Source organism: Paraglaciecola sp. 2405UD69-4 (assembly GCF_047525415.1).
GTDB lineage: Bacteria > Pseudomonadota > Gammaproteobacteria > Enterobacterales > Alteromonadaceae > Paraglaciecola.
Window position 1 is genome coordinate 161,678 of sequence record NZ_JBLIXM010000001.1, and the last position, 22,292, is coordinate 183,969.

General features: G+C 40.5%; 19 protein-coding genes and 1 tRNA gene. 12 read left to right on the plus strand and 8 right to left on the minus strand.

Translation table 11 applies throughout. From position 1 onward, the window contains the following. Window positions 1-219: 219 nt before the first annotated feature. The 8 genes from ACMUMK_RS00740 to ACMUMK_RS00775 all read left to right on the plus strand — a co-directional run bounded on the left by ACMUMK_RS00740 (window position 220) and on the right by ACMUMK_RS00775 (window position 10,043). Window positions 220-1,725 (plus strand): mannitol dehydrogenase family protein, encoded by a 1,506-nt coding sequence (locus ACMUMK_RS00740; RefSeq protein ID WP_414699219.1) that lies wholly within the window; start codon window positions 220-222, stop codon window positions 1,723-1,725. 83 nt (window positions 1,726-1,808) lie between these two features. Further along, entirely contained in the window at window positions 1,809-2,294 is a 486-nt protein-coding gene (locus ACMUMK_RS00745) for a gluconokinase (protein WP_414699220.1), read from the plus strand. Beyond that, complete coding sequence (locus ACMUMK_RS00750; RefSeq protein WP_414699221.1) at window positions 2,291-3,577, plus strand: lactate racemase domain-containing protein; 1,287 nt, start codon at window positions 2,291-2,293, stop codon at window positions 3,575-3,577. The genes ACMUMK_RS00745 and ACMUMK_RS00750 overlap by 4 nt, the downstream gene beginning before the upstream one ends. Window positions 3,578-3,624: 47 nt before the next feature. After that, window positions 3,625-4,887 (plus strand): LarC family nickel insertion protein, encoded by a 1,263-nt coding sequence (locus tag ACMUMK_RS00755; RefSeq protein WP_414699222.1) that lies wholly within the window; start codon window positions 3,625-3,627, stop codon window positions 4,885-4,887. 19 nt (window positions 4,888-4,906) lie between these two features. After that, the gene (locus tag ACMUMK_RS00760) at window positions 4,907-5,704 is read left to right on the plus strand and encodes a hypothetical protein (protein ID WP_414699223.1); all 798 of its coding nucleotides are present in this window, start codon (window positions 4,907-4,909) and stop codon (window positions 5,702-5,704) included. Continuing rightward, a complete protein-coding gene (gene larB, locus ACMUMK_RS00765) occupies window positions 5,697-6,356 on the plus strand; it encodes a nickel pincer cofactor biosynthesis protein LarB (RefSeq protein ID WP_414699224.1) in 660 nt (219 codons plus the stop codon). The genes ACMUMK_RS00760 and larB overlap by 8 nt, the downstream gene beginning before the upstream one ends. A gap of 144 nt (window positions 6,357-6,500) precedes the next feature. Further along, complete coding sequence (locus ACMUMK_RS00770; RefSeq protein ID WP_414699225.1) at window positions 6,501-9,587, plus strand: DUF748 domain-containing protein; 3,087 nt, start codon at window positions 6,501-6,503, stop codon at window positions 9,585-9,587. 156 nt (window positions 9,588-9,743) lie between these two features. Next, the gene (locus ACMUMK_RS00775; protein ID WP_414699226.1) at window positions 9,744-10,043 is read left to right on the plus strand and encodes a hypothetical protein; all 300 of its coding nucleotides are present in this window, start codon (window positions 9,744-9,746) and stop codon (window positions 10,041-10,043) included. A 56-nt stretch (window positions 10,044-10,099) separates the two neighbouring features. Here the strand turns inward: ACMUMK_RS00775 and ACMUMK_RS00780 are convergent, their stop codons facing one another. Continuing rightward, entirely contained in the window at window positions 10,100-10,528 is a 429-nt protein-coding gene (locus ACMUMK_RS00780) for a hypothetical protein (protein WP_414699227.1), read from the minus strand. Window positions 10,529-10,868: 340 nt separating this feature from the next. Here ACMUMK_RS00780 and ACMUMK_RS00785 point away from each other — a divergent pair, with 340 nt between their 5' ends. The 4 genes from ACMUMK_RS00785 (at window position 10,869) to ACMUMK_RS00800 (ending at window position 14,400) form a co-directional block, all read left to right on the plus strand. Further along, a complete protein-coding gene (locus tag ACMUMK_RS00785) occupies window positions 10,869-11,576 on the plus strand; it encodes an NYN domain-containing protein (RefSeq protein ID WP_289029661.1) in 708 nt (235 codons plus the stop codon). Window position 11,577: 1 nt separating this feature from the next. Further along, window positions 11,578-12,717, plus strand: a complete 1,140-nt coding sequence (locus ACMUMK_RS00790; RefSeq protein ID WP_414699228.1) for a DUF4124 domain-containing protein — start codon at window positions 11,578-11,580, stop codon at window positions 12,715-12,717. A gap of 137 nt (window positions 12,718-12,854) precedes the next feature. Then, a complete protein-coding gene (locus tag ACMUMK_RS00795; RefSeq protein ID WP_414699229.1) occupies window positions 12,855-13,115 on the plus strand; it encodes a helix-turn-helix domain-containing protein in 261 nt (86 codons plus the stop codon). 1 nt (window position 13,116) lies between these two features. Beyond that, window positions 13,117-14,400 (plus strand): type II toxin-antitoxin system HipA family toxin, encoded by a 1,284-nt coding sequence (locus ACMUMK_RS00800; RefSeq protein ID WP_414699230.1) that lies wholly within the window; start codon window positions 13,117-13,119, stop codon window positions 14,398-14,400. A gap of 258 nt (window positions 14,401-14,658) precedes the next feature. Here ACMUMK_RS00800 and ACMUMK_RS00805 read toward each other — a convergent pair whose 3' ends face one another. The 7 genes from ACMUMK_RS00805 to ACMUMK_RS00835 form a co-directional block, all read right to left on the minus strand. Next, entirely contained in the window at window positions 14,659-15,306 is a 648-nt protein-coding gene (locus ACMUMK_RS00805; RefSeq protein ID WP_414699231.1) for a DUF2290 domain-containing protein, read from the minus strand. 4 nt (window positions 15,307-15,310) lie between these two features. Next, window positions 15,311-17,410, minus strand: a complete 2,100-nt coding sequence (locus tag ACMUMK_RS00810; protein WP_414699232.1) for a DEAD/DEAH box helicase — start codon at window positions 17,408-17,410, stop codon at window positions 15,311-15,313. A gap of 395 nt (window positions 17,411-17,805) precedes the next feature. Continuing rightward, window positions 17,806-17,882, minus strand: a tRNA-Arg gene (locus ACMUMK_RS00815). Window positions 17,883-18,090: 208 nt separating this feature from the next. Then, window positions 18,091-19,089, minus strand: coding sequence for an MBL fold metallo-hydrolase (locus tag ACMUMK_RS00820; protein ID WP_414699233.1), 999 nt, complete (start codon window positions 19,087-19,089; stop codon window positions 18,091-18,093). A gap of 21 nt (window positions 19,090-19,110) precedes the next feature. Further along, window positions 19,111-20,283, minus strand: coding sequence for a heme biosynthesis HemY N-terminal domain-containing protein (locus tag ACMUMK_RS00825; protein WP_414699234.1), 1,173 nt, complete (start codon window positions 20,281-20,283; stop codon window positions 19,111-19,113). A gap of 2 nt (window positions 20,284-20,285) precedes the next feature. Further along, window positions 20,286-21,536, minus strand: a complete 1,251-nt coding sequence (locus ACMUMK_RS00830; protein WP_414699235.1) for a uroporphyrinogen-III C-methyltransferase — start codon at window positions 21,534-21,536, stop codon at window positions 20,286-20,288. Next, window positions 21,537-22,292: a uroporphyrinogen-III synthase gene (locus ACMUMK_RS00835; RefSeq protein WP_414699236.1), complete on the minus strand. Its 756-nt coding sequence runs from the start codon at window positions 22,290-22,292 to the stop codon at window positions 21,537-21,539.

The following is a 22,292-nucleotide window of genomic DNA, read 5'->3' on the forward strand; positions in this document are numbered from 1 at the left end:
TCCCTTTTTCATGATATTCTAGAAAACATAAAACGGTTTAGCTTTTTGTACATTTTTGCTAGCAAGGAAGCTGGGTTTATAAAGCTTGGGAAATAAATTCAGTGGTCAAACATCTAGAAATCCAAGCCTTGGGCCCACCAACTTCATGTGGACTTGGCGTATACTTTAGCGGATCCGCTTTCAACATTTAATTTTACTTTTAAAAAATGGTTACTCACTATGCAATTTAAGCGACTTAACAATGCAATTGTTACCGAAAAATACAGCGGAGAATCGCTGCGCACTCAAAAAGCTTCAGCAAAAATTGTACACCTAGGAATTGGCGCTTTTCACCGCGCCCATCAGGCTGTTTATACAAATAATGTGAATGGATTTGCTGCTAAAGCTGCAGAGGATATTTGGTCAATTGTTGGGGTGTCGCTGCGTAGTGCAACTGTGCGTGATCAACTCGTACCACAAAACTGTTTTTATAATGTTATTGAAAGCGATGCCAGTGGCAGCAACCGCTTCTTGGTAAGTGCCATTGAAGATGTACTGGTTGCTCCAGAAAACCCACAAGCAGTATTAGATGTAATGGCCGCAGAAACTACACAAATTGTGTCGTTAACGGTAACTGAAAAAGGCTATTGTCATGATGTGGTAAGTGGAGATCTTGACCTACAAAACCCAGATATTCAGCATGATTTAGCTAATTTAGACTCACCTAAAACTGCTATTGGTTTTATTGTGTCAGCTCTTAAGTTTAGGCGCGACCACGCTTTGCCTGCCTTCACTGTTTTAAGTTGTGACAATTTACCGAGTAATGGTAAAACCCTCGCTAAAGTCGTATTACAGTTTGCTGGGAGCATAGAGCCTGCATTAGCTGATTGGATAAAGGCACAAGTTAAGTTCCCAAATACTATGATAGATCGCATAGTACCTGCCACAACCGCCGATGATATTGACATGTTTCCCCAACGATACGGGTACCATGATTTAGCCATGGTAAAAACAGAACGTTTCAGCCAGTGGGTTATTGAAGATAACTTTGTAGGTAAGCGCCCAGCGTGGCAAAAAGTTGGGGTCAATATTGTTAAGGATGTCGATGCCTATGAAAATGCAAAACTGCGTTTACTAAATGGTGCCCATTCTTCTTTGGCGTATGTAGGTTACCTCACAGGCTTAGATTTCGTACATCAAGTCATGGAAAATCCAGAATTAACCCGCTTTTTAACCCATCTAATGAAGGTTGAAATAGCCCCCACTATTGTGGCCCCTGAAGGGTTAGACTTACAAAAATATTGTGATGACTTATTACTACGATTTTCTAATCCTGAGTTACACCACCGCACCTATCAAATTGCTATGGATGGCTCACAAAAAGTGCCACAGCGTTTGTTGCATACGGTGGAATATAAGCTAAAAAACAACCAAGCATTCGACGCTTTGAGTTTTGCAATCGCAGGGTGGCTTAGGTACACAATGGGGGTTAATGAAAGCGGCGTAGCAATTGAAGTGCAAGATCCTCGGGCAGAACAACTTGCGAGTATTTACAAACAATATGCCAATAATCTCGATGAGCTCATTGATGCCTATTTAAGTGTGCATAGTATTTTCCCTGAAAGTCTGCAGGATTATCCGGAGTTTAAAGAAAGCCTTAGGTACTGGGTTGCCCTTATACTTGAGTTGGGAGCGAAAGCCGCTTTAGTTAAGCTTTTGGAACGACTAAATCTTGCCGAAGAGTAGTGGCCTTAGGTCGTGTAAGATTCTCTTTAAATGGTTGTAATCTAGTTATATTTCAATTTGATTTTAGGTGGATAGGTTTTTTTATGATTTATATTGTGATGGGTGTGAGTGGTTGTGGAAAATCAACCATAGGAAAAGAGTTGGCTGAGCAACTGTCTTTACCATTTTATGACGCTGATGATTTTCACTTTCCAGAGAGTGTTGCCAAAATGGCAAGCGGTACTCCCCTTACAGATGATGATCGTAAACCATGGCTGACTTTGCTTGCCAATAATATAGTCGATTGGGAATCTGCTGGTGGCGCGGTGTTAGCTTGTTCTGCGTTAAAGCAAAGCTACCGTGATATTTTGTCATCAACTACTGAAAACACAGTGCGTTTTGTTTATTTGAAAGGCGATAAGGCTACCTTAACTGCTCGTATGAAAAGTAGAGATAACCACTTCATGCCAGAATCCTTATTAGATAGTCAATTGAATACCTTAGAGCCACCACAAGATGCTATTACCGTGTTATTGAAAAACACTGTTTCTGAGATTATTTCGCAAATTTTAAAGGCAATACAAAAATGAGCTACCCAATTCACCATGTTGATACAGAGCAAACAATTTCTGACGATGATTTAAGACAGATTATTGATAATTTTATTGCTCAAAAAGCCAGTGATGCTAAAAAGATTCTAATTTTACCCCCAGACATTACGCGTTTTTATTCAAAGGCTGGATTTATCTCAAGCTACCTTTATGAACAATTAAAAGACCAAGCAGAGATTTTCTTTCTGCCGGCTCTTGGCACTCATGAACCTATGTCGAACGGTGAAATTGATAGCATGTTTGGCACTGACATTCCCAAAGACAGATTTTTACCCCACTTTTGGCGCACAGACGTGGAAGTGCTTGGGGAGATCTCAAAGGAGCGTATAGGCGAATTATCTGAAGGTAAGTTAGATTGCACCATGGAAGTGGCGGTAAACAAATTATTACTAGACGGTACTTGGGATTTGATTATATCTGTAGGGCAAATCGTCCCCCATGAAGTAATTGGAATGGCTAACTACACTAAAAATATTTTAGTGGGTGTAGGTGGCCAAGACACTATCCATAAGTCCCATTACTTGGGGGCTGTGTATGGTATGGAGCGAATAATGGGGCGCACCTCTACCCCAGTAAGAAAAGCCTTAAACGAAGGCTTTGATACATTTTTACGGCACTTACCTATTGAGTTTATTTTAACTGTACTGGGTAAAAAGGATGACAAGTTAGCGCTGCAAGGGGTGTATTGTGGTAACCAAAATGAGACCTATGAAGCCGCTTGTGAGCTTAGTCAAAAACTAAACTTAAACCTGTTATCTAAACCTATTAAAAAAGCTATCGTATTTTTAGAGCCTGCGGAGTTTAAAACCACTTGGTTAGGTAATAAGGCTATTTACCGTACTCGTATGGCTATGGCCGATGACGGCGAGTTAATCGTTTTAGCGCCAGCTTTACATCGTTTTGGTGAAGACTTAGCGATAGATAAGCTAATAAGAACTTATGGTTACAAAACCACAGATGAAACCCTAGAAGCCGTGCAGCAAAATCCCGAACTTGCCAGTAACTTGTCTGCTGCAGCGCATTTAATTCACGGTACCACTAATAACCGCTTTAAAGTGACGTATTGCCCAGGTGATGGGTTAACGCAACAAGAGGTAGAGTCGGTTAATTATCAATACTGTCATTATGATGAAATGGTAAAGCGCTACCCAATCGAAAATCTCAAAAATGGCTGGAATACCCTAGATGATGGCGAAGAAGTTTTTTATGTTAGCAATCCTGCTTTAGGTTTGTGGGCAACAGAAGAAACCTTTAATAGTTAGTGTGTTGCTGCTATTTTATTTTGCTAATTAAAGGCTAATTCATACCTATGAAGACTGAAAACGCACATATTCATCTAGATATAGTAGGTGGCATTGCCGGTGATATGTTTATATCGGCCATGTTAGATATGTTTGATGATTTAATTGCGCCAGTGCTTGGGGCGTTAGCCTCTGTATTACCTGATGAAGCCGGGCAAGCTGAGCTGTTTGAGGGTATAAACTCTGGCATTAGCGGTAAACGCTTTAGACTGCAGGCGCAGCAAGTTAGTGCTTCAAGTGATACTAAAGAGCATACCCATTCTCACGACCATAATGCTGGGCATCATCACGATCACCACCAAGCCTCAGATGCTTCTCACGGACATAAACACACTACTTATATTTACTTATGTGAATTACTAAAAAACAGTGGGTTAAGTAAAGAAGTCATACAAGTTGCCATCGATTTACTGACTATCATTGCCAAAGCAGAGGCAAAAATACATGCTAAGTCTTTAGATGAGGTTCACTTTCATGAACTGGCAGACTGGGATTCGTTAATGGATGTGATTGCCAGTGCAGTAATATTAGATGCCTTATCAAGCTGTTCTTGGAGTATTTCAAAACTGCCATTAGGGGGCGGTTTGGTGAATACTCAACATGGTTTAATCCCAGTGCCAGCCCCAGCTACCGCAGAAATTTTGATAGATTTTGAGTTTTTTGACGATGGTATTCAGGGTGAGCGTATCACGCCAACAGGCGCAGCTATTTTGCGTTATTTATCAGATAAAAACGTCTTAACTGTAAAACCCCAAGGAAGCTTGCAAGCAACGGGTTATGGGTTAGGGACGAAAGTATTCCCAGGCATGCCAAATATTCTAAGGGCTATGTCATTCGATTGTCTCAGCGATAATAGAGAGCAAGACACATTAGTGGTCATTGAGTTTGATGTTGACGATATGACAGGTGAAGAGCTAGGACTATCTGTTGATTTACTTCGCAAGCATCAAGGGGTGATTGATGTTGTGGTACACACAGTAAGAGGCAAAAAAAATCGCGCTATGGAGTCTCTTAGAATAATGGCAAATTGTAAGCATTATCAAGATGTTATCGATTATTGTTTTATTCAAACCACAACTATAGGTTTACGTTATCGTTTTGAAACCAGAGCTATGCTAAAGCGTGAGCTAGTGAGCGATGCAGGGCAATCATTTAAACGTGTGAGTCGTCCTAATCAAACCGATACTAAAAAAATTGAACATGATGAGTTGATCTCTTTAGCTAGTTTGCACGAGCGGCGCATGCATAAATACAAGACAGAATTGTCTTAGATTAGAGGTAGTAAAATTAATGCAGCTAAAAGTAGACAAACTCACAGCCTATTTCGATCAATTTGAATCTTTTTCCATCGCCGTAAGTGGCGGAATAGATAGCATGTTGTTAGCCTACCTTGCCAACCGCTTTTCTAAGGCAAAGGTCAAATCTGTACATGCGTTTTCCCCCGCCGTACCCCAAGCTGCTTTTCAAAGGGTGAAACATTACGCACAGATCTACAATTGGGATTTAGAGGTAATAGACGCCGGGGAGTTTGACGATGACAACTACCTTAACAACCCTGTAAATCGTTGCTATTACTGCAAAAGCAACCTGTACACAAGAATTGCTGAATGTAGTCAAGGTATGGTTTTTTCAGGGACAAACCTTGATGATTTAGACGATTACAGACCAGGCCTTGAAGCCGCAAAAGAGCAAAACGTACAACATCCTTATGTTGCAACAAACATAAATAAGTCAGACATTTATGCTATTGCCAAGTTTTACGGCTTGTCAGATATTCACGCTCTACCAGCCCAGCCCTGTTTAGCCAGTAGGGTAGAAACCGGTATTAAAATTGATGCAGGCGACTTAGGCTTTATTAACCAAGTTGAAGAGTCCACCCGCCAAGCTTTACCTGAGGTGAAGAACGTTCGTTGCCGCATCACTCATCAAGGTACTTACCTAGAAATTGATACCATGCCAGACAGCGAAGTTCTCGAGCAGCTATCTGATCGTCTAGCTACTTTATGCGCCCGAGATGGTAGGGTTTTCTCAGGTATTCGCAGCTACCAGAAAGGCTCGGCTTTTATTAATGGAGTCACCCATGGATAGTTTCGTTTGGGATAAAGACAGAAAATCAAGAACAGGCATAGCCGAAGCGGTTTTTTGCAATAGTAAGAGCGACGCAGATTTAGCAGCTATTATTGAATACAATATTTTGCAGAAATCTTCAGTGTTATTCACTCGGATGACCACTGAGCAGTGGCAAGTGTTGCCTAGCTCCTTTCAAGAAAAATTAGATTACGATCAAGCCTCACGAACCGCCATTTTAAACTTTGTAAAGCCAAAAGAAGGATCGTCAGATGTATGTATCGTCTCTGCCGGCACATCAGACTTAGCTATTGCCAAAGAAGCTCAGCGTACTTTAGCGTTTAATGGTTATTGTGCACCAATTTATGCAGACTTAGGGGTTGCCGGGCTATGGCGATTAATTGAGAAGTTAGACGACATCAAACAACATAAGATTGTTATTGCTCTTGCTGGAATGGAAGGGGCCTTATTCAGTGTGCTGTCGGGATTGGTAGATATGCCAGTTATCGCCGTACCCACATCTGTGGGTTATGGAGTTTCGGCTGGTGGCCAAGCCGCATTATCTAGCGCCTTAGCCTCATGCTCACCAGGGATACTCACTGTAAATATTGATAACGGCTTCGGTGCTGCCAATGCCGCTATTAAGATAATGAATGTGTTTACTAAAGGTTAGAAATCGCTGGTAGTTAACTGCTTTTAACCAGTAAAATCTGCAATTTAGTGCAGTTTAAAATATTCTCGCAACTTTTTATAACTACTGCAGTCTATAGCCAATTGGCCGCTCACTCCTTACTAACAAATTTGTTAAACCAATATTATGACTCTTAAACATTTCGTTTCAGCATTTCGTAAACAGCCTAAGTGGTTGCGAATAACCACCTATTTATTTAGTGCATATTTGGTGTATGGGCTAATTTGGGGCTTAATCACCCCGTTGATTTTGCAATCCCACTTGCCGCAGTTATTAAGTGATAAACTGCAGCGCAGTGTCACCATTGAAAAGGTAAGAATTAACCCTTTTTTACTGCGCACTCGCGTGTCCAATTTTGTTATTAAAGAAAGCAGCAGTGACGAGCTTTTTGTTAAGGTGGCTTTATTGGAAGTTGATGTTAGCTTTTGGGAAACCTTGCTGCATTTCACTCCAACCTTAGAAAGCTTCACCATTGATGAGCCATACCTGCATATAGCTAGGTTGAGTGAAGGTGAGCTAACCCAGTTTAACTTTTCTGACATACTCGCTCATTTAAGCGCAGGTGAAAGTCAGCAAGATACACCTAAAGAGAGCTCTGAGCTCCCTCACTTTAAAGTGAATAACTTAGCCCTTAAAGGTGGTGAGGTTCTGCTGTCTGACGCAGTTACTGCTACAGACTTAGCATTTCCAGATTTAGCCTTTGAGCTAACTGAGTTTGATAGCCTTGCTGCAATATCTAAAGTAACCCAAGGTCAAAATACGGCCACTCCAGATAATCATTATGATATTCAAATAGAAACCGCTGAGGGAGGGACTCTTGGGTTTGTTGGTCAGGTTCAATTATCCCCTTTAGCTATTGAAGGTAATATTGCCCTTTCGGCTATCGCCCTTAGCCCCTTATGGCCATTATCAAATGAGGTTATCGAGGCTAAATTAACTGATGGATTATTAGACTTTTATACAGATTACCATTTGTCTGAAGGGCAAGAAGGGGTGCGTTTTCGTGCTAATAATGCTCAAGTCACCCTATCTAATTTAGCGATATCTGATGGTACTCAACCCCGAATTACAATTGCCGAAGTAAACGTAAATAATCTCAGTTTAGATACAGATACCGAACAAGTTGATGTGGACCAAATCATCATCAATAAGCCTTGGGTTGCTGCCAACTTTGAAGAGCAAGGGTTAGACTTACAAGCAATGTTTACGCCCTCTAAACCTGCAGCGGAACAAACCGCAGGGGCAAAGCCTGCTACCTCTGACCCAGAGCAAGCAACCAATACCCCAAGCAGCCAAGACGGTGAGTCTAGTTGGCGCGTAATTTTACAGTCTTTTGCGTTAAAAAATGGTGATATTCAGCTCAAAGAAACTCAAGTTTCTGATGCTATGTATTGGCGTGTGTTTGAATTAAATGCAGCTACGGGGGTAGTGGACTCAAGCCTTACTGTGCCCATCGAGTACAGTCTAAATTTAGGTGTAGGTGGTGATACACAAGCTAACCCTGAAACCCCGTTAGGCTTTTTTAGTAGTGACGGTGAGATTAAACCTGCCTCAGAACAACTTGCAGGCTCGGTAGAAGTGACACAGTTTGCTTTAGCCCAGCTGCAATCTTATATACGCCCTTACGTAAACGCCAGCTTGCAAGATGGTATTGCAGGGCTAACAGGGACATTCGAAGCCGGCACTACCAGCCCAATTACCTTTACAGGTAACGCCAATATAGCCAACTTAAATGTGATAGATGGACTGCAACAACAGCCCTTACTCAAATGGCAAGACCTTAATATTCAGGGTATTCAATATCAGTCTATGGAAAATCAACTTTCAATTGAAACCGTGCAGTTAGACAAGCCCTTTGCCAAGTTCATAATTTACAAAGACAAAAAAACTAACATCAGTGACATACTGGTACAAAACTCCTCTACTGCTACCGAGTCAAAGGTAGCCTCAGAAGACGCTGCAACACCACAAGCAGCACCCGATGCTATGGCCATTAGAATTGACGATATAAGTATCAATGACGGCAGTACTTACTTTGAAGACAACTCATTAAGGGCTCCATTTGCGGCAGGAATTGAAACCTTAAATGGTAAGATCAGCTCGCTTTCTTCTACAGCGGATACCGCTGCAAATGTGAACTTAGCTGGGAAGATAGACGGATACGCACCAGTATTGCTTAAAGGTAAAGTTAACCCCCTGATAGAGCAAATATACCTAGACTTAAACTTCTCAGTTGATGGCGCTGAACTTACCTCAGTCAATCCTTATTCAGGCACCTATATGGGGCACTTTATAGACAAAGGCTTACTGTCACTTAACGTGGATTATCAGCTAGAGAACAACCAACTCGTGGGAGACAACCAAGTGGTTATCGACCAACTCACCTTAGGCCGTAAAATCAATTCAGACCAAGCTGTGAGTCTGCCTTTATCCTTGGCAATTGCCTTACTGCAAGACGCCAACGGAGTGATTGACCTAGGCATGGAGGTGTCGGGAGATTTAGATAACCCTAGCTTTGGTTTTGGTTCAATTATATTCAAAGCCCTAGGAAACATTATAACCAAAGCAGTAACATCGCCTTTTTCTTTGTTAGCAAATTTAGTTGGTAGTGAAGATGAGCTCAACAAAGTCACTTTTATTAGCGGTAAAGCTGAACTAGATGAAGCTGCCTCAAAAACGCTAGACTCTTTAGCTGCGGCCTTAGCAAAGCGCCCCAAGCTCAAAGTGGATATTGAAGGTACTGTAAATGAAGTAAGTGATGCCTATGAACTCGCAGAGCAAAAACTACAACAGCAAGTATTAGAACTATCTCAAGAACCAGCGCTACCAGAGGGGTTTAGCTCTTCCACAGCGCCACTTACAGGCCCAATAGCAGAAGCATTAAAAACCTTATTTACCACTACAACAAAGCAAACTGTTGAAGAACAAAAGCAACAGGTAAAGGCAAGGTTACAAGGAGACGATAGCGAAAAAATCATTGCAGATGAGCAGTTAGAGCAAGCTTTAATGATTGCTATGTACAATCAAGTAAGAAGCGCAATAAACATTCCGCGCCATGAATTAGCCAAGCTAGCCGAGGATAGAGCCAAAGCGGTAAAATTGTATTTAACAACCAGTGGAAATATCGACCCAAACAAGTTGTTTTTACTTAATAGTCGACAACACTTAACAAGTGATGAAAGCAGTGTGCAATTAACATTAAAAGCGAATTGATTGATAGGGGCGTTGAAAGCGACGCCCATCAAAACTTGTTACAACAAATCAGAACCTAACAGAGGTTCTTGTCCCATTTATCCTATTTTCACAGCCATAACATTATGCTTTAGGATGCTGATGTGAATAGGGTAGATGGACTATTAGGTGAACATAATGGATAAACTAGAGTTTGTTGCTTTTTGCGAGTCGCAATTAAAACAGGTGTTTAATTTAACTAAACAGGGCAAGCCAGGTACCAAGCAAAAGCATAGAGTTGAAGGAGTCTTATTAGCAGGTGAAATGCTAGGGGTTCTTGACCGTTTAGAGTGCTCAGAGTTAATGGAAAAAGCCCATCTAGAAGTGTTTGGCGAAACCCTAGCTGCGCGAACTGAACGTAAACAAGCCCAAGCCAAACTAAAAGCACTCTCACCAGATGATTATTTTGATATACCAGCATTAGAAAGGCGAAGGTGATATAGCGTACTATTTTATGCCCTGCTAAAGCTCAGCAATTAGCGCTTGTTTGAGTTTTATTGGTTGCCTAAAACACGATTGATTTCATCTTGATATTGTTTTGCTTCAAAAACAATGGCGGGGAATTCTTTGTAGCTCCAAAACATACCTTCTGCTTTACGGGTTCGGTCAGAACGATAAGGATTAACCCATTTACCCCAACAGACAAACTCGTCATAGGTTAATACTTCACCTGTGATAAACCAGCATTCCCATTCACCACAATCACAAGCTAGTGGTGTAAAACACTTCCCAACCTCTGATAGATTATTCTTAATAATATCAGTCGTTAATGTGTCGGTATATGCACCATTAATACTGCTTGAATAACGTGATTCAAATTCAGTAAACATATCTAATAAAGGTATATTGTCTATTTGAACTTGGTAAAGAACACCTTGGGTATGATGCTCGTCTACTGCAACAAGCTTTAGTGTGTTTAGCATACTGAACATCTCTATGTTTACAAAGTGAGTTATCTTTAGCTTTTCTCGGGAGTATATATTCCATTACCTGTTAACATCCCGGCAACTTTGGTTTTTACGATCTCCGCCTAGCTAACTCCAACCGAATGGGAAACTTATCACTGCTTCGAGTATGCATGGATTTACCGCTAGATTGAATAGCTTCAAATAGTTTTTACTGTGGGGTAAATCATTGCGACTCGTAGGTGTTTTTATTGAAAGCCTACTAATGCGCGGTATACCTAGGTATTTATTCAACACTACAATCTAACGCTGCTATTAAGCTAAACTCCTTGTTCGTTTAAAAGGACTTTAGTTTTATATGAAAGACAAAGATAAAATTGCATTGTTCATCGATGCAGATAACGCACCCGCTAAAAAAATTGACAAAATTCTCTCAGAATTAGCTCGTTATGGAGTAGTCAATATTCGTAAAGCTTATGGTAATTGGAAAAACGCATGTATTAAGCCTTGGGAAGATGTTTTGCACGAATTTGCAATTCAACCTATACAGCAATTCGATTTGACCAAAGGTAAAAATGCTACTGATATGGCTTTAGTCATTGATGTTATGGACGTGCTTTATACCAAAGAAGTAGATGTTATTTGTTTGGTATCCTCTGATTGTGATTTTACACCATTAGTTACCCGAGCCTTGGCTGATGGTAAGTTTGTTATAGGTTTTGGAGAGCGCAAAACCCCCGCTGCTTTTGTAAATAGTTGTTCTAGATTCTTATTTCTTGACGAAGAACCTGTACAAGTTAATACACCCGAGCCACCCCCTAAAAATATTAAAAGTGACTCCCGATTAATGAACTTGCTACGCCAAGCAATCGAGGCGGTAGAAGAAGATGATGGTTGGGCAAGATTGGGTCCAATTGGTTCACATATTTCAAATCATGCTTCTTTCGACCAGCGTAATTACGGCTTTAAAAAGCTCAGTGATTTGTTTGCGGCTATCGACTTATTTGAAATGAAAAAATCACATAGTTCGCAATTGTGGGTGAGAGATAGAAAGCGAGCTAAGTAAATTGAGCTGGTTTAAGCGGCTTAAAATCGGGTTGGTTGTTGCCGGCGCATTTGGCGCTAGTAGCTTATTTGTGAAGTACCTTGAAAATGAAAAGGTAGCGCTTCCTCCATTCGTCAATAAAGTACTTTCTTATTTTGAAGAGTCACCACCACTCATTACCCAAGAGGTATTAAGTATCGGCTCAAAGATAGATGAGTCTTCTTTGAACTTAGCCCCTCAAGCCGAAACAATAAACGAGATTTCTCGTCCTCGCAGAGTTTGCAAAGATCACTCTTTGGGTGAGTTAAAAGTTAAGTCTCAATCAAATATATACACATGGAAAGACTCCCAAGGAGTAACACACTTTAGTGATAAAAAACCGGATAACCTTAGTGTCGAAGAGTTGGAGTTAGCTGGTGAGCAAGTTTTTAATTACTTCTCGTTAAACATAGTGGGGGCAGATGTGCCGTTTGAGTTTAAAGAAAAGCTCTCTCGTGCCATTCATAAAATGTTTACTATTTATGGGCAGCTCATAGGTAAAAGTAACCTAAAAAAAGTGTCGATAAATCTTAGGTTTATTGCTTCAAAAAAAGGGTTTGAACGCTATCGGGCTAAACATGCGTCAAACTCTAGAACAACGACAGGTTTTTACGATAATGGTACCAATGAAGCCGTAATCTTTTATGGATCTTTCCAAAGCGCTTTTAAAACAGCTATTCACGAATCTGCTCATGGTATTAACCGTGGAGTAATAGGTACTACAAATAAATGGTTGAATGAAGGAATTGCTGAATACCTTGAAATGATAACAACCAATTTAAGTAGTGCAGAAATAGCACCCAACCCTGACTGGCTTAACAATGGAAAGTTACGTAAAAAACCTATTCCACTGCCACAATTATTTCCTTCAACAAGAGCTGATTGGAATTCTGTCAATCAATCAAAATATTATGCTACAAGTTGGGCATTGATTTATTTTTTCATGGGTAACAAACCTAGTAGAGTAAAACTCGCCAAACTTATAGCATTAGAGCAAAGCAATATGTGCGATCAGCTAACAATCAAACAATTAGAAACCGTTTTGGGTATGAATACCAAAACGCTACAAAAACTGTTTAATTATTGGTTAGACAAAGCTGACAAATTTCCTCATGTCATTTGATGTCTTTTATATTGGTAGCAATACCCTACAAGGTATAATTTGACAAATATACCACTTAGGGTATATTTAACTTGGTATACCTCTTAGGGTATAGTTTTATAGATATACCTTCAAGGGGTTAAGAGTGGAGAGACATAATGAAGCTTAACAACTCAAAAGAACTGGCTGACTATATAAAGCTGCATCGAAATAAGCAGCAACGAACGCAAACCGATGTGGCGGAGCATGTTGGTTTAAAGCAAAAAACCATCTCTGCTATTGAAAACTCAGCAGGTAACGCCCGTATTGATACTCTTTTTAAAATTGCCCATGAACTAGGCCTCTCCATTGAGCTTAAGCCCAAGCAAGAAAATCACAGCAATCAAAAGACCGAAAGCGGCTGGGATCAGGAATGGTAATATGCAGTTGCTGGTAAGCCTTAATGGGGTCAAAGTAGGCACACTGTTAAAAGATAGGCACGGAGGGCTACATTTTTCTTATACCGAGCAGTGGATGAAGCGCCCAGGCGCGCGTCCTATTTCTTTGTCGTTACCCATTACAAAGCAAAAATACGCGGGCGATCTAGTGTATAACTTCTTCGATAATTTGCTTCCCGATAACCCAAGCATCCGCAATAAAATACAAGCTAGATTCAATGTCGGCTCTGGACATGCCTTCGATCTTTTAGCGGCGATAGGCAAAGATTGTGTGGGTGCTATTCAATTATCTTCAGAGCAACCAGAGTCTGTAAACCAACTAAACTACAAGGTGTTGTCAGAGCAAGACGTTGAGAAATTATTACAAGGCTATAAACATACAGCACTAGGGATGGAAAATGATGATGATGACTTTCGGATTTCGATTGCCGGCGCTCAAGAGAAAACCGCTTTGCTTAAAATCGGTCAACAATGGACAAAACCCATAGGTTCAACACCAACAAGTCACATAATGAAATTACCCATGGGCGAGTTACCACAAGTGGGTATCGATTTAACCGATAGCTGTGAGAACGAATTTATTTGCCTAGAACTAGCGAGAGCCTTTGGTTTTAATGTGGCTAATTCAGAGGTGCTTTATTTTGGTGACCAAAAAGTTTTAAGCGTTGAACGCTTTGATCGTAAATATGCATCTGATGGTTCATGGCTGATGCGTCTCCCCCAAGAAGATTTTTGTCAAGCAATGGGCATTTCATCTGCTCAAAAATATCAGGCAGATGGTGGTCCAGGAATAACAGACTGTTTAAATTTGTTAACGGCTTCGTCTAATCGGGAGGATAGAGACTCATTTTTTAAAACTCAGATATTCTTTTGGTTAATCGCTGCTATTGACGGTCATGGAAAGAATTTTAGCGTATTCTTAGAGCCTGAAAACACATATAGAATGACTCCTCTGTATGACGTCTTGTCAGCGTTTCCTATGATGTCAAAAAGTGCGTTACAGCCGCAAAAAATCAAAATGGCCATGTCTTTAAAAGGCAAAAACACTCACTGGAAATGGAACGATATTCAGCTCCGTCATTTTGTATCGACTGCCAAGTATGTGAAATACCCTACAGACAAAGCTGCTTCTCACTATGAATACTTTATCGATAATGTTGAAAACGCTATTGCTAAAGTCGAAGCTAAAATTCCCAATAACTTTCCAGCCTACGTGGCGGAGGCAATTTTTTCTGGGCTTAGACAGCAAGCAGCTAAGAAATTGTAATAAATAGCGCCGAAGTAAAGGTTTCCAGCTATGTTGTGCAAATCTTATTTCAAAAACCAGAAGTTTAGTAAGTTAGATGCGGCTGAGAAACAGGTTTGATTAAAACTAGTTGGCTTGACGGTTTATTCACTTTTAAACTCAAAGGCATAAAGTACAAATGCAATGAAATCATTACCCGAATTCAAACATGGATCTTGGGAAAAGTCGGAGCGGCTTTTATGCCTTCACTTGGAGTTCTGTAAATAAGTCTACTTGAGTCTATACATTAATATGGAGAAAACTAAGCTCGTCCACGTGAATTGTTTTTTGTAATCTTCTTGAGCTGAAAGTCGCTGGAATTTCTAGGTAAGCAGTAGAGTAAAAAGAACTTAATATAAAATTTACAAAAGTTGATGGACACAATGGTGAAGTTACTGGAATTCTACAGTTTTTATACTGCCCTAATGTCAGATGGCTTGAAGGGTGTATAATTGGCTCAGCATCATTAGGAGCAAAGTCAAACCTAATAGGGACTGGTAATATAGATTTTTGGATTATATCGGCATAAATATTACCTTCATCTAGATATAATTCAGGTTCATTCTGGAAGGATTCAAAAGTTGGAGCTGGAAAGTAGCACAGACGATGTTTGGTTAATTCATCGTTTTCATAACAATAAAAAATCTGTATTAATGCGCCATCAAGCAACTTTACATTGTATTGTCTCAACTCATCGAGTTTATGATAAATCTCTTGATAAGCAACATCTTTTAATGCAATTGAGATATCTTGAAAGCCAGCAAAACTTATGTGAAATTGGTTTCCAACCTTTTTCATTGAAGGATAGTTTTGATCTTCACTAAAACCATGTCGAATAAGACTCGATGTTATAGATTTAAGGTCATCCATTGCCTCAGCGCAGCGCATTAGCTTATCCTTGAAGTTTTTGTATTAAAGCTGTTCTAACGTCCTCGGGTATATCTTCTAAGTTAACCTCTCCTCCTAATAATGCGGCTAAATTTTCTGCATTTTTGCGCGCCTGCGAAACTCGCATTCTCTCCGTGCTAGTCATATCTCTATTGACGATTCGCATTTCTTCACGCTCTTCTTGAGTAGGATATTTAAATTGAAGTGTAAAATTTTTCTCTCGTACCTTGTTATATTCGTCCATCAACTCTTCAAACTTTGTACCTGTTCCAACAACTCTGAGCCAGGCTTTAGTTCTTGTCATTGCGGTAAATAAAATATTTCTTTTCTTAGCGAGCTCAAAAACAGAATTACAGTAATCTGCATTGATTATGTAAACCATTGCAGCTTCGTTACCTTTGGCCCTATAAATTGATGTAAAGGTAATACTATCGTCAGAAAAAAACTCATCTGGAGAACTGGTGATTCCAGCAATTGATGAGTTGATACCATTTTGGAAAAGCTCATCTCTAATGTACCCAACCTCTTGTCTCATTTTCATAGTATTAGGATGAATTACAACAATGTCGCTTGGTAGAATTTCTTCTTCCTTAATATTTTTGACTATTTCGTCAACGACCCAATCATATTCGGACTGGATACTATCAAACTTTCTAAATTTGATTAGTTCGTCATACGAATTATGGCTTTCTAACAAAGCAGGGCTTGACTCAGAGGACCTTTGAAGAGTTACCTCTTGACCTTCAGTTATACTGCCGTTGGTTACTTCATATCCAATTTCTTTCCACAATTCGCCATATTCAAACATTTGAATCATTGGCTTTCTATAAACTCCAAAACCTAGCGCGTGAGCGGCGGTAAGGACTGGACCGGGGTTTCGGTAACACACGTCAAGTATTATGTCTTGCGACTTCTCTGAAAAAGTAACTCTTGGCTTACCAGATTCGTCATTACCCCAAATTTCTTCAGGTGAAGGCATTGCGGAATCACCGAGGTTTTGCAACTCGTCATATGCGTAGATAAGTCGTTTTTTAGGGCCCAAAAGGCTATAACAAAGCTGTAAGAATTCTGGTTTAAAATCTTGAGCTTCATCAATCAAAATTAAGTCGTAAAGTTTTTTATCAGACTGCGTTCTTTCTAAAAAATCACGACACACCGCTTGAAAATTATCTTCTTCAGCAGTTTTAAGATATTTGGATTGGGAGAAGTCTTTGTAGGGCACATTGTGCAAAAGACAAGCGTTAAAATACATTCCTTCACTTTTTGGGCTTCCCCATGCATGAATAATGTTGACCTTTTCCCAGTCAGGTTGGTCGTCTGTCGCATCAAAGTAAAAGATCTCTATCAGTCGCTTTAGTTGCTCTTTCAACGATCTTGAATTAAATGTGACAGCAATATCCCAATTAGGATTTTGAGAATGAATGTGCGCTATTTTTCTTGCTAAAACTATCGTCTTCCCAGAGCCCGCGAGCCCCCTAATTCTTTGGACACCATCTATATTTTCGAGAACCGCTCTTGTCTGATTTGTATCCAAAGTTGCAAGTGCTCTCTCTAAGCTTTTTAGCACTGCGCCTTTTGAATCCGCTTCCTTTACATACGAGCGCTTACGTTTGGGCTTTAAATTTGATAGAGATTGAAGTCTAGAGAGAACCGTTTTAAATAGTTCTGGATACTCCCAAATAGAACCTTCAATATTTTCCCTGAGTTCTTCTTCGGTAGTGGAGAGCAAAACTTCATTCTCGATATCACCTCTTTCGTAGTTAATACCAGATGGCGCGTAAACTATAGATTTTACAGGGACAACAAGCTTTCTGCTCTTAGTGAGTTCTCTCACTTCAGATAGTTTTGCTGTGACTTTTAAATGAACATCATCAACTAACTCAGCAAGATCCTCTGTTACGCTTTCCTCCTTTAGATAATGAAAAATGACTACCCCGTATTCTTTCGAACATAGAAGCCCATCTAACGTTATACCGCCTTCTGGAGAAGAAATGACAGGGAATCCATGATAAAACTGGCCTGAGAAATTAAACTTTTTAATGACTGCCTCTAGTAATTGCCCAGAAACGTCAGACTCCCTTCTCTGTCCTAATATGTCTATCATCGCTTTCCCAATTTACTTAATTTTTAAGTTTGAAATTTACAGTGAGTATACCCTCTACTTTAATAGAAAAACCTATTTAGGAAAACGCGTATTTGATACAGGTAGTAGTGAGGTTATTTGCTACACATTTGCTACACATTTGCTACATATTTCAAAAAAGAGAATTTTAAGAAAACAAAATCAGGCTGCAGTCCTTTAAAAACGGCGCACCCGAGAGGATTGCTCAGCACATCCATGTGCTTCGTCGCTTCGCGACCAGCTAAAGCTGTCCTAATTTGTTCCAGACAAATTAGTCGAACGGATGAGTTGAATTCGCTAGGGTGCTTAAGTTAAAAGAAACTTTGAATTGCTAAGGTTAATTAATAGTTAGGAGTCTTTATCTGACATTTTAAAAATGGCGCACCCGGCGAGATTCGAACTCACGACCTCTGCCTCCGGAGGGCAGCGCTCTATCCAGCTGAGCTACGGGTGCAAACAGTTTTTTAGCTGCATTGCAGTCTGATTGTAAAACTCAATATAGGGTTGAGTTTGGGGGTTGACTATCGTTATTGTGTATATGATTAATCAAACATTTTTGCTGTATATAAATCATTCTCACGTCAAGCGAGCGCTGATTCTAATGAAAACCTCTGACTTTTCCACTGTTATTTAAATTTATTAGTACTTAGCTTATTCACTGACTATAAAACCAGTCGTTGCCCTTGTTTTGCAATAACAAAGTTAAAGCCTAGTGGATTGGCGGCATCTAGTTGTTGTTTAATCTTAATTTTTGGGTCTAGGTCACTCTTAAGGCTGTATTTGATATGGCTAATAATGATCTGCATATTGTTAAATTGGGATTTATCACTAACCAATTCATAAAACTTACTGAGTTCTTGGTGTAAATATTTAGGGGTGAGGTGCCCAAACAAGAGGTTGTCGGGCCTTTGATTATCAAAGGATACTTCGATGACTACACCCCTTAAGGTTTTGGTTTGCATTTGTTTGGCTAGGTAGTGCCAAATGGCTGCTAGTTTGCCTTCTTTTTCCACTTCGTCTGGGCCTGTGTCTCCAAAGTAAACAAACATGTCTTGGTCTTTTTCTATTACAAAGGCGGTGGATTCTAAAGGGTGGCTCAAGCTAAAAGGCGTGACTTTGAGTTGGGTGTTTTGTAGTGAAACCTTTTGCTGTGCAGTTAAATCAATAACCGGATATTTGTTTAACTGGGGGATGGCTCCACGGTCGGTGAAATTGGCCCATGCTTGCCAGTTAAAATAGTTGCCACTCATGGTGTTGTTTACTGAGGGCAGGGCATAGATAGGTTTAGAGCTATCGTCTGGTGATGCAATCAGCAAACCTGCTACATGGTCAAGGTGGCCATGGCTAAGTAAGTAGCCTTTTACGTGGTGGTGTAATATGTTGCCTGCGGCTGAAAGCTTAGGGTCTGCTTTGCGGGTTATATTTTCAAAGGCGTGGTTTTCTATGGCGACATTTATCCCATTGACTAGTGTGCCAGAGTCTAAGGCTATGTAGTTTTCTTCTGACATTGCCCGTAGTAAAAATGCACTTAAGTTACCATCTTGTATGCCGCCTGTATCACCTAAGGTAATTAATTCGAAAGCGGGTTGAGTGGACTTGGGTACGGCTGGGCTTAGCCACGCTAGCGCAACCACAAACGTAAGTGCTGTTAGTTTTAACATCTTTATACCTATGAGATTGAACTACTTAGCTTGCTGCATGCTTTGTTTATATAGTTGCAGGGCTTGGCTATCGTCGTGCTGCTTCTCTTTTATGCTAGCCATAAGCATTAAGTCTGCTTGTTGGCTGCCTAGTTTGATAGCTTTAGCTAGTGCTTTTTCAGCAAGTAGGTCGTCACCTGCGTTATGGGCAATGTGCCCAAGCACTGAGAGTAGTTCTACGTTTTCGGCATCTTGTTTTAACCATGCTTCGAGCTTTTTAATGGCTAAGCTTGGGTTAGGCAATTTAATTTGTTTAAACAAGGGTAACAGTAGGGCATGTGGGCCTGATTTTTGATATTCGACTAGGGCACTTTCAGCGTCTGAATGAAGCCCTTGGTCTATTAATTGTTGAATATAGGAAGCCTGCTGAGCAGGATCTTTACGTGTGGCTCTGGGTAATGCTTGCCAATTTTGTTTTAGTTGAGCCGCGCCTTCTTTACTGGCGATTTCAGCAAAGCTACCTGTAGAAGCGTGTTGCATAAATACTTCGTAATCAGCTCCTAAGGCTTTTTTCCAACCTTTTAACTTATCTTTAAGTATTTGCCATTTTCTTGATTGGTAAAGTGCCTGCGCCCAAAGTTTGATAACCGGTGTTTGGCTTTGCTGTTGAGGATCTAATTCTTCGATAAGTTTCAATGCTGTGGCGTGATCTTGTGTGTTTAGGGCATCACGGATTAAACATAGGTTGGCTGCCAGTGAAGCTTTGTCGTAAGAGGTGGCTTTCTTCCATAGGGCTTTGGCTTTTTCTGGTTGCCCTAGTTGTAACTCTACATCGGCTGCGGCTAATAAATTTAAGCCATCAAAGTCTACGTTTTCTATTTTCTGTAAATGCTCTCTGGCGGCAATATAGTTGGTTTCTGCCAAAGCGAGTAATCCTTGGGTAAAGGCTTTTTGATTTTTACGGTGTCCCCAACTGCCAAACCAACTTCTTGAGCCGCTAGCTGCGGCTAATAATAGTTTTATGATGAAGTTAATTAGCATAAAGCCTATAAAAATAAAGATGAGTGATAAACACAAAGACATCACATTCATTTCTATTATGCTGCCACTAAATTCAACTAGCACGTAGCCTCTGTCATCAAAAAACATGGCCGCTATGACTAATGCTATCAGTAGCACAAAAAACACCACAAAAATTCGAATTAACTGATTCATAATTAGTTACTTCCGTTGACAAAACGGCTATCTAAGCGACTCTCAATGACATCCTGCAGCAAGGGCGCGGCTTCTAGCTGTGATGGGTAATCACGGGAAAAATCAGTCTGCTGTAAATTGCTCAAACTTTCTGTGAACTGCACAACTATGTCTTGCTCGGTATCAAAGTGTTCAATTAGTAACGCAAAGCCTTGTTGCAGCGCTTGTTGATATAAGGTTTGGTTTTCTTGTAAAACAGCTATTTGCGCTTGCATTAGGGCAAAGCTTAACTGTTCTTTAAGTAGCCAGCGCTGTTGTTCAGACATAAACGGTTTGATGTCTGTGGTGACTTTTTTATAGCTAAAGAAGTCTTTGGTCACTTCTTTAAAGTTACGCATAAAATTACTGCGCCAGTCATCTACAGAGTCTGTAACAGCTTGCTCGGTTACTTCTTCTTTAGGGCGTTCAAAAAATACTAAAGGCAGACTATCGACTTGTTTTAGCATGGCGCCTAGTGCAAGGGCGATAGAGCTAGTGGATACTTGGTTTATCTGCTGTAAGTTTTGTATATCTGCAGCTAAGTATTCACGAACCGGTAATAAACTTGGGTCGTCTAGGTCTTGAATTCGGCTATCTGCAGATTGCAGCATCATAATGGCGGTTTTTACATCGTGTTCCAGCCATAATTTACGGCCAGCCATACGCACTAAATAATCAGCTTCGGCTAATAACCAATCTGCGGGGCGTCTTCCAGAAAGCTCGGTTAACTGCCTTTGGTTACTCTGTGTTTGTGAGTCTGTTAATTGTAGTTGTTCAACTAGGCTATTAACGCTTGTTTGCAGCCCTTGGTTTTGTGCTTGCAACTCAACTTTAAGTTGTTGGTTTGCCGCTAGGGTTTGCTTGACTGTTTGTGCTTGAGCGGAAACAACATTTTGCTGTTCAATTAAGGTGTTATCTTGGGCTTTGGATTGCGCTTGCCACTGCAGCCATGCCCAGTATCCTGCTGCTACGATAGCAACTAACAACAATAAATTGATAATCGTCACTAACCATAACAAGCCGGTTTTAGCTTTTGCTTGGGGCTTGTCGCTTGCTGGCTTTAGGTTGGCACTAGTGGTTTTAAAGTTTGCACTGGATCTAGCGCCGGGCTTTTCATCTTTTGGGGTAGGTTTGGTTGCAGCGCTTGTATCGGTTTTACTTTTTGCCACTTGTTTTTCTAGCTCAGCTAACGCTTTTTGGTCTGCTGCACTTAATTCATCTTTATTATCTGCCATCTAAAGCTCCGTAGAATGTCCCGCGCGAGTCAAATAAAGCTGTGCGCATTGAATGATTGCCTTATCACTGGCATCGCGACTGACACTTATGTGGCTTACGCCCATTTTTTTTGCGATTTCTGCGGTACGTTCACTTACCACAATCCAGTCTTTTGTTTGTAACCAAGTTTGCTCAAAATATTCAAAGGCTGCCTGAATTACTTCGCCACTGGTTGCAATAATGCAACGAATTTGCTCTTGTTGCCAGTCTTGTGTTGACTCGGGCTTGGCTATTTTAACCCGTTTGTAGACTTCCCACTCATCAACCAGTGCGCCTCGTTTCTTTAAGGTATCCACTAGTAATTCTCGGCCACCATAGCCTTTCATGATAATGATTTTTTTGTCTGAGACTTGATTGAGCTGAGGTAGAGCCAATAGCCCTTCAGTGCGGGCTTCAATTGGTGTAATAACATCAAAAGCGGCCTTTCGTAATATATCGGCAGAGCTATTGCCTACCGCAAAAAATATTATTTTCTCTGGCCAAGTGTTTTTAAGTTTAATGCATTGCTCTGCAGCCACTGTGCTGGTGACTATGACATAAATAGTCGCTGCAGAGATTTTATCTAGGGCTGCAATTTTAGCGGGTAAAAGCTCAATAGCCTGGGAGTCGAGTTGGGTATCAATAAGACCACAGGCAACGGTTGCTATATTCGCATTGTTAAGTGCTAATGCGCTTTTAACACATTTACCTTGTGGCCTTAGTAATAAAAAGCTCAA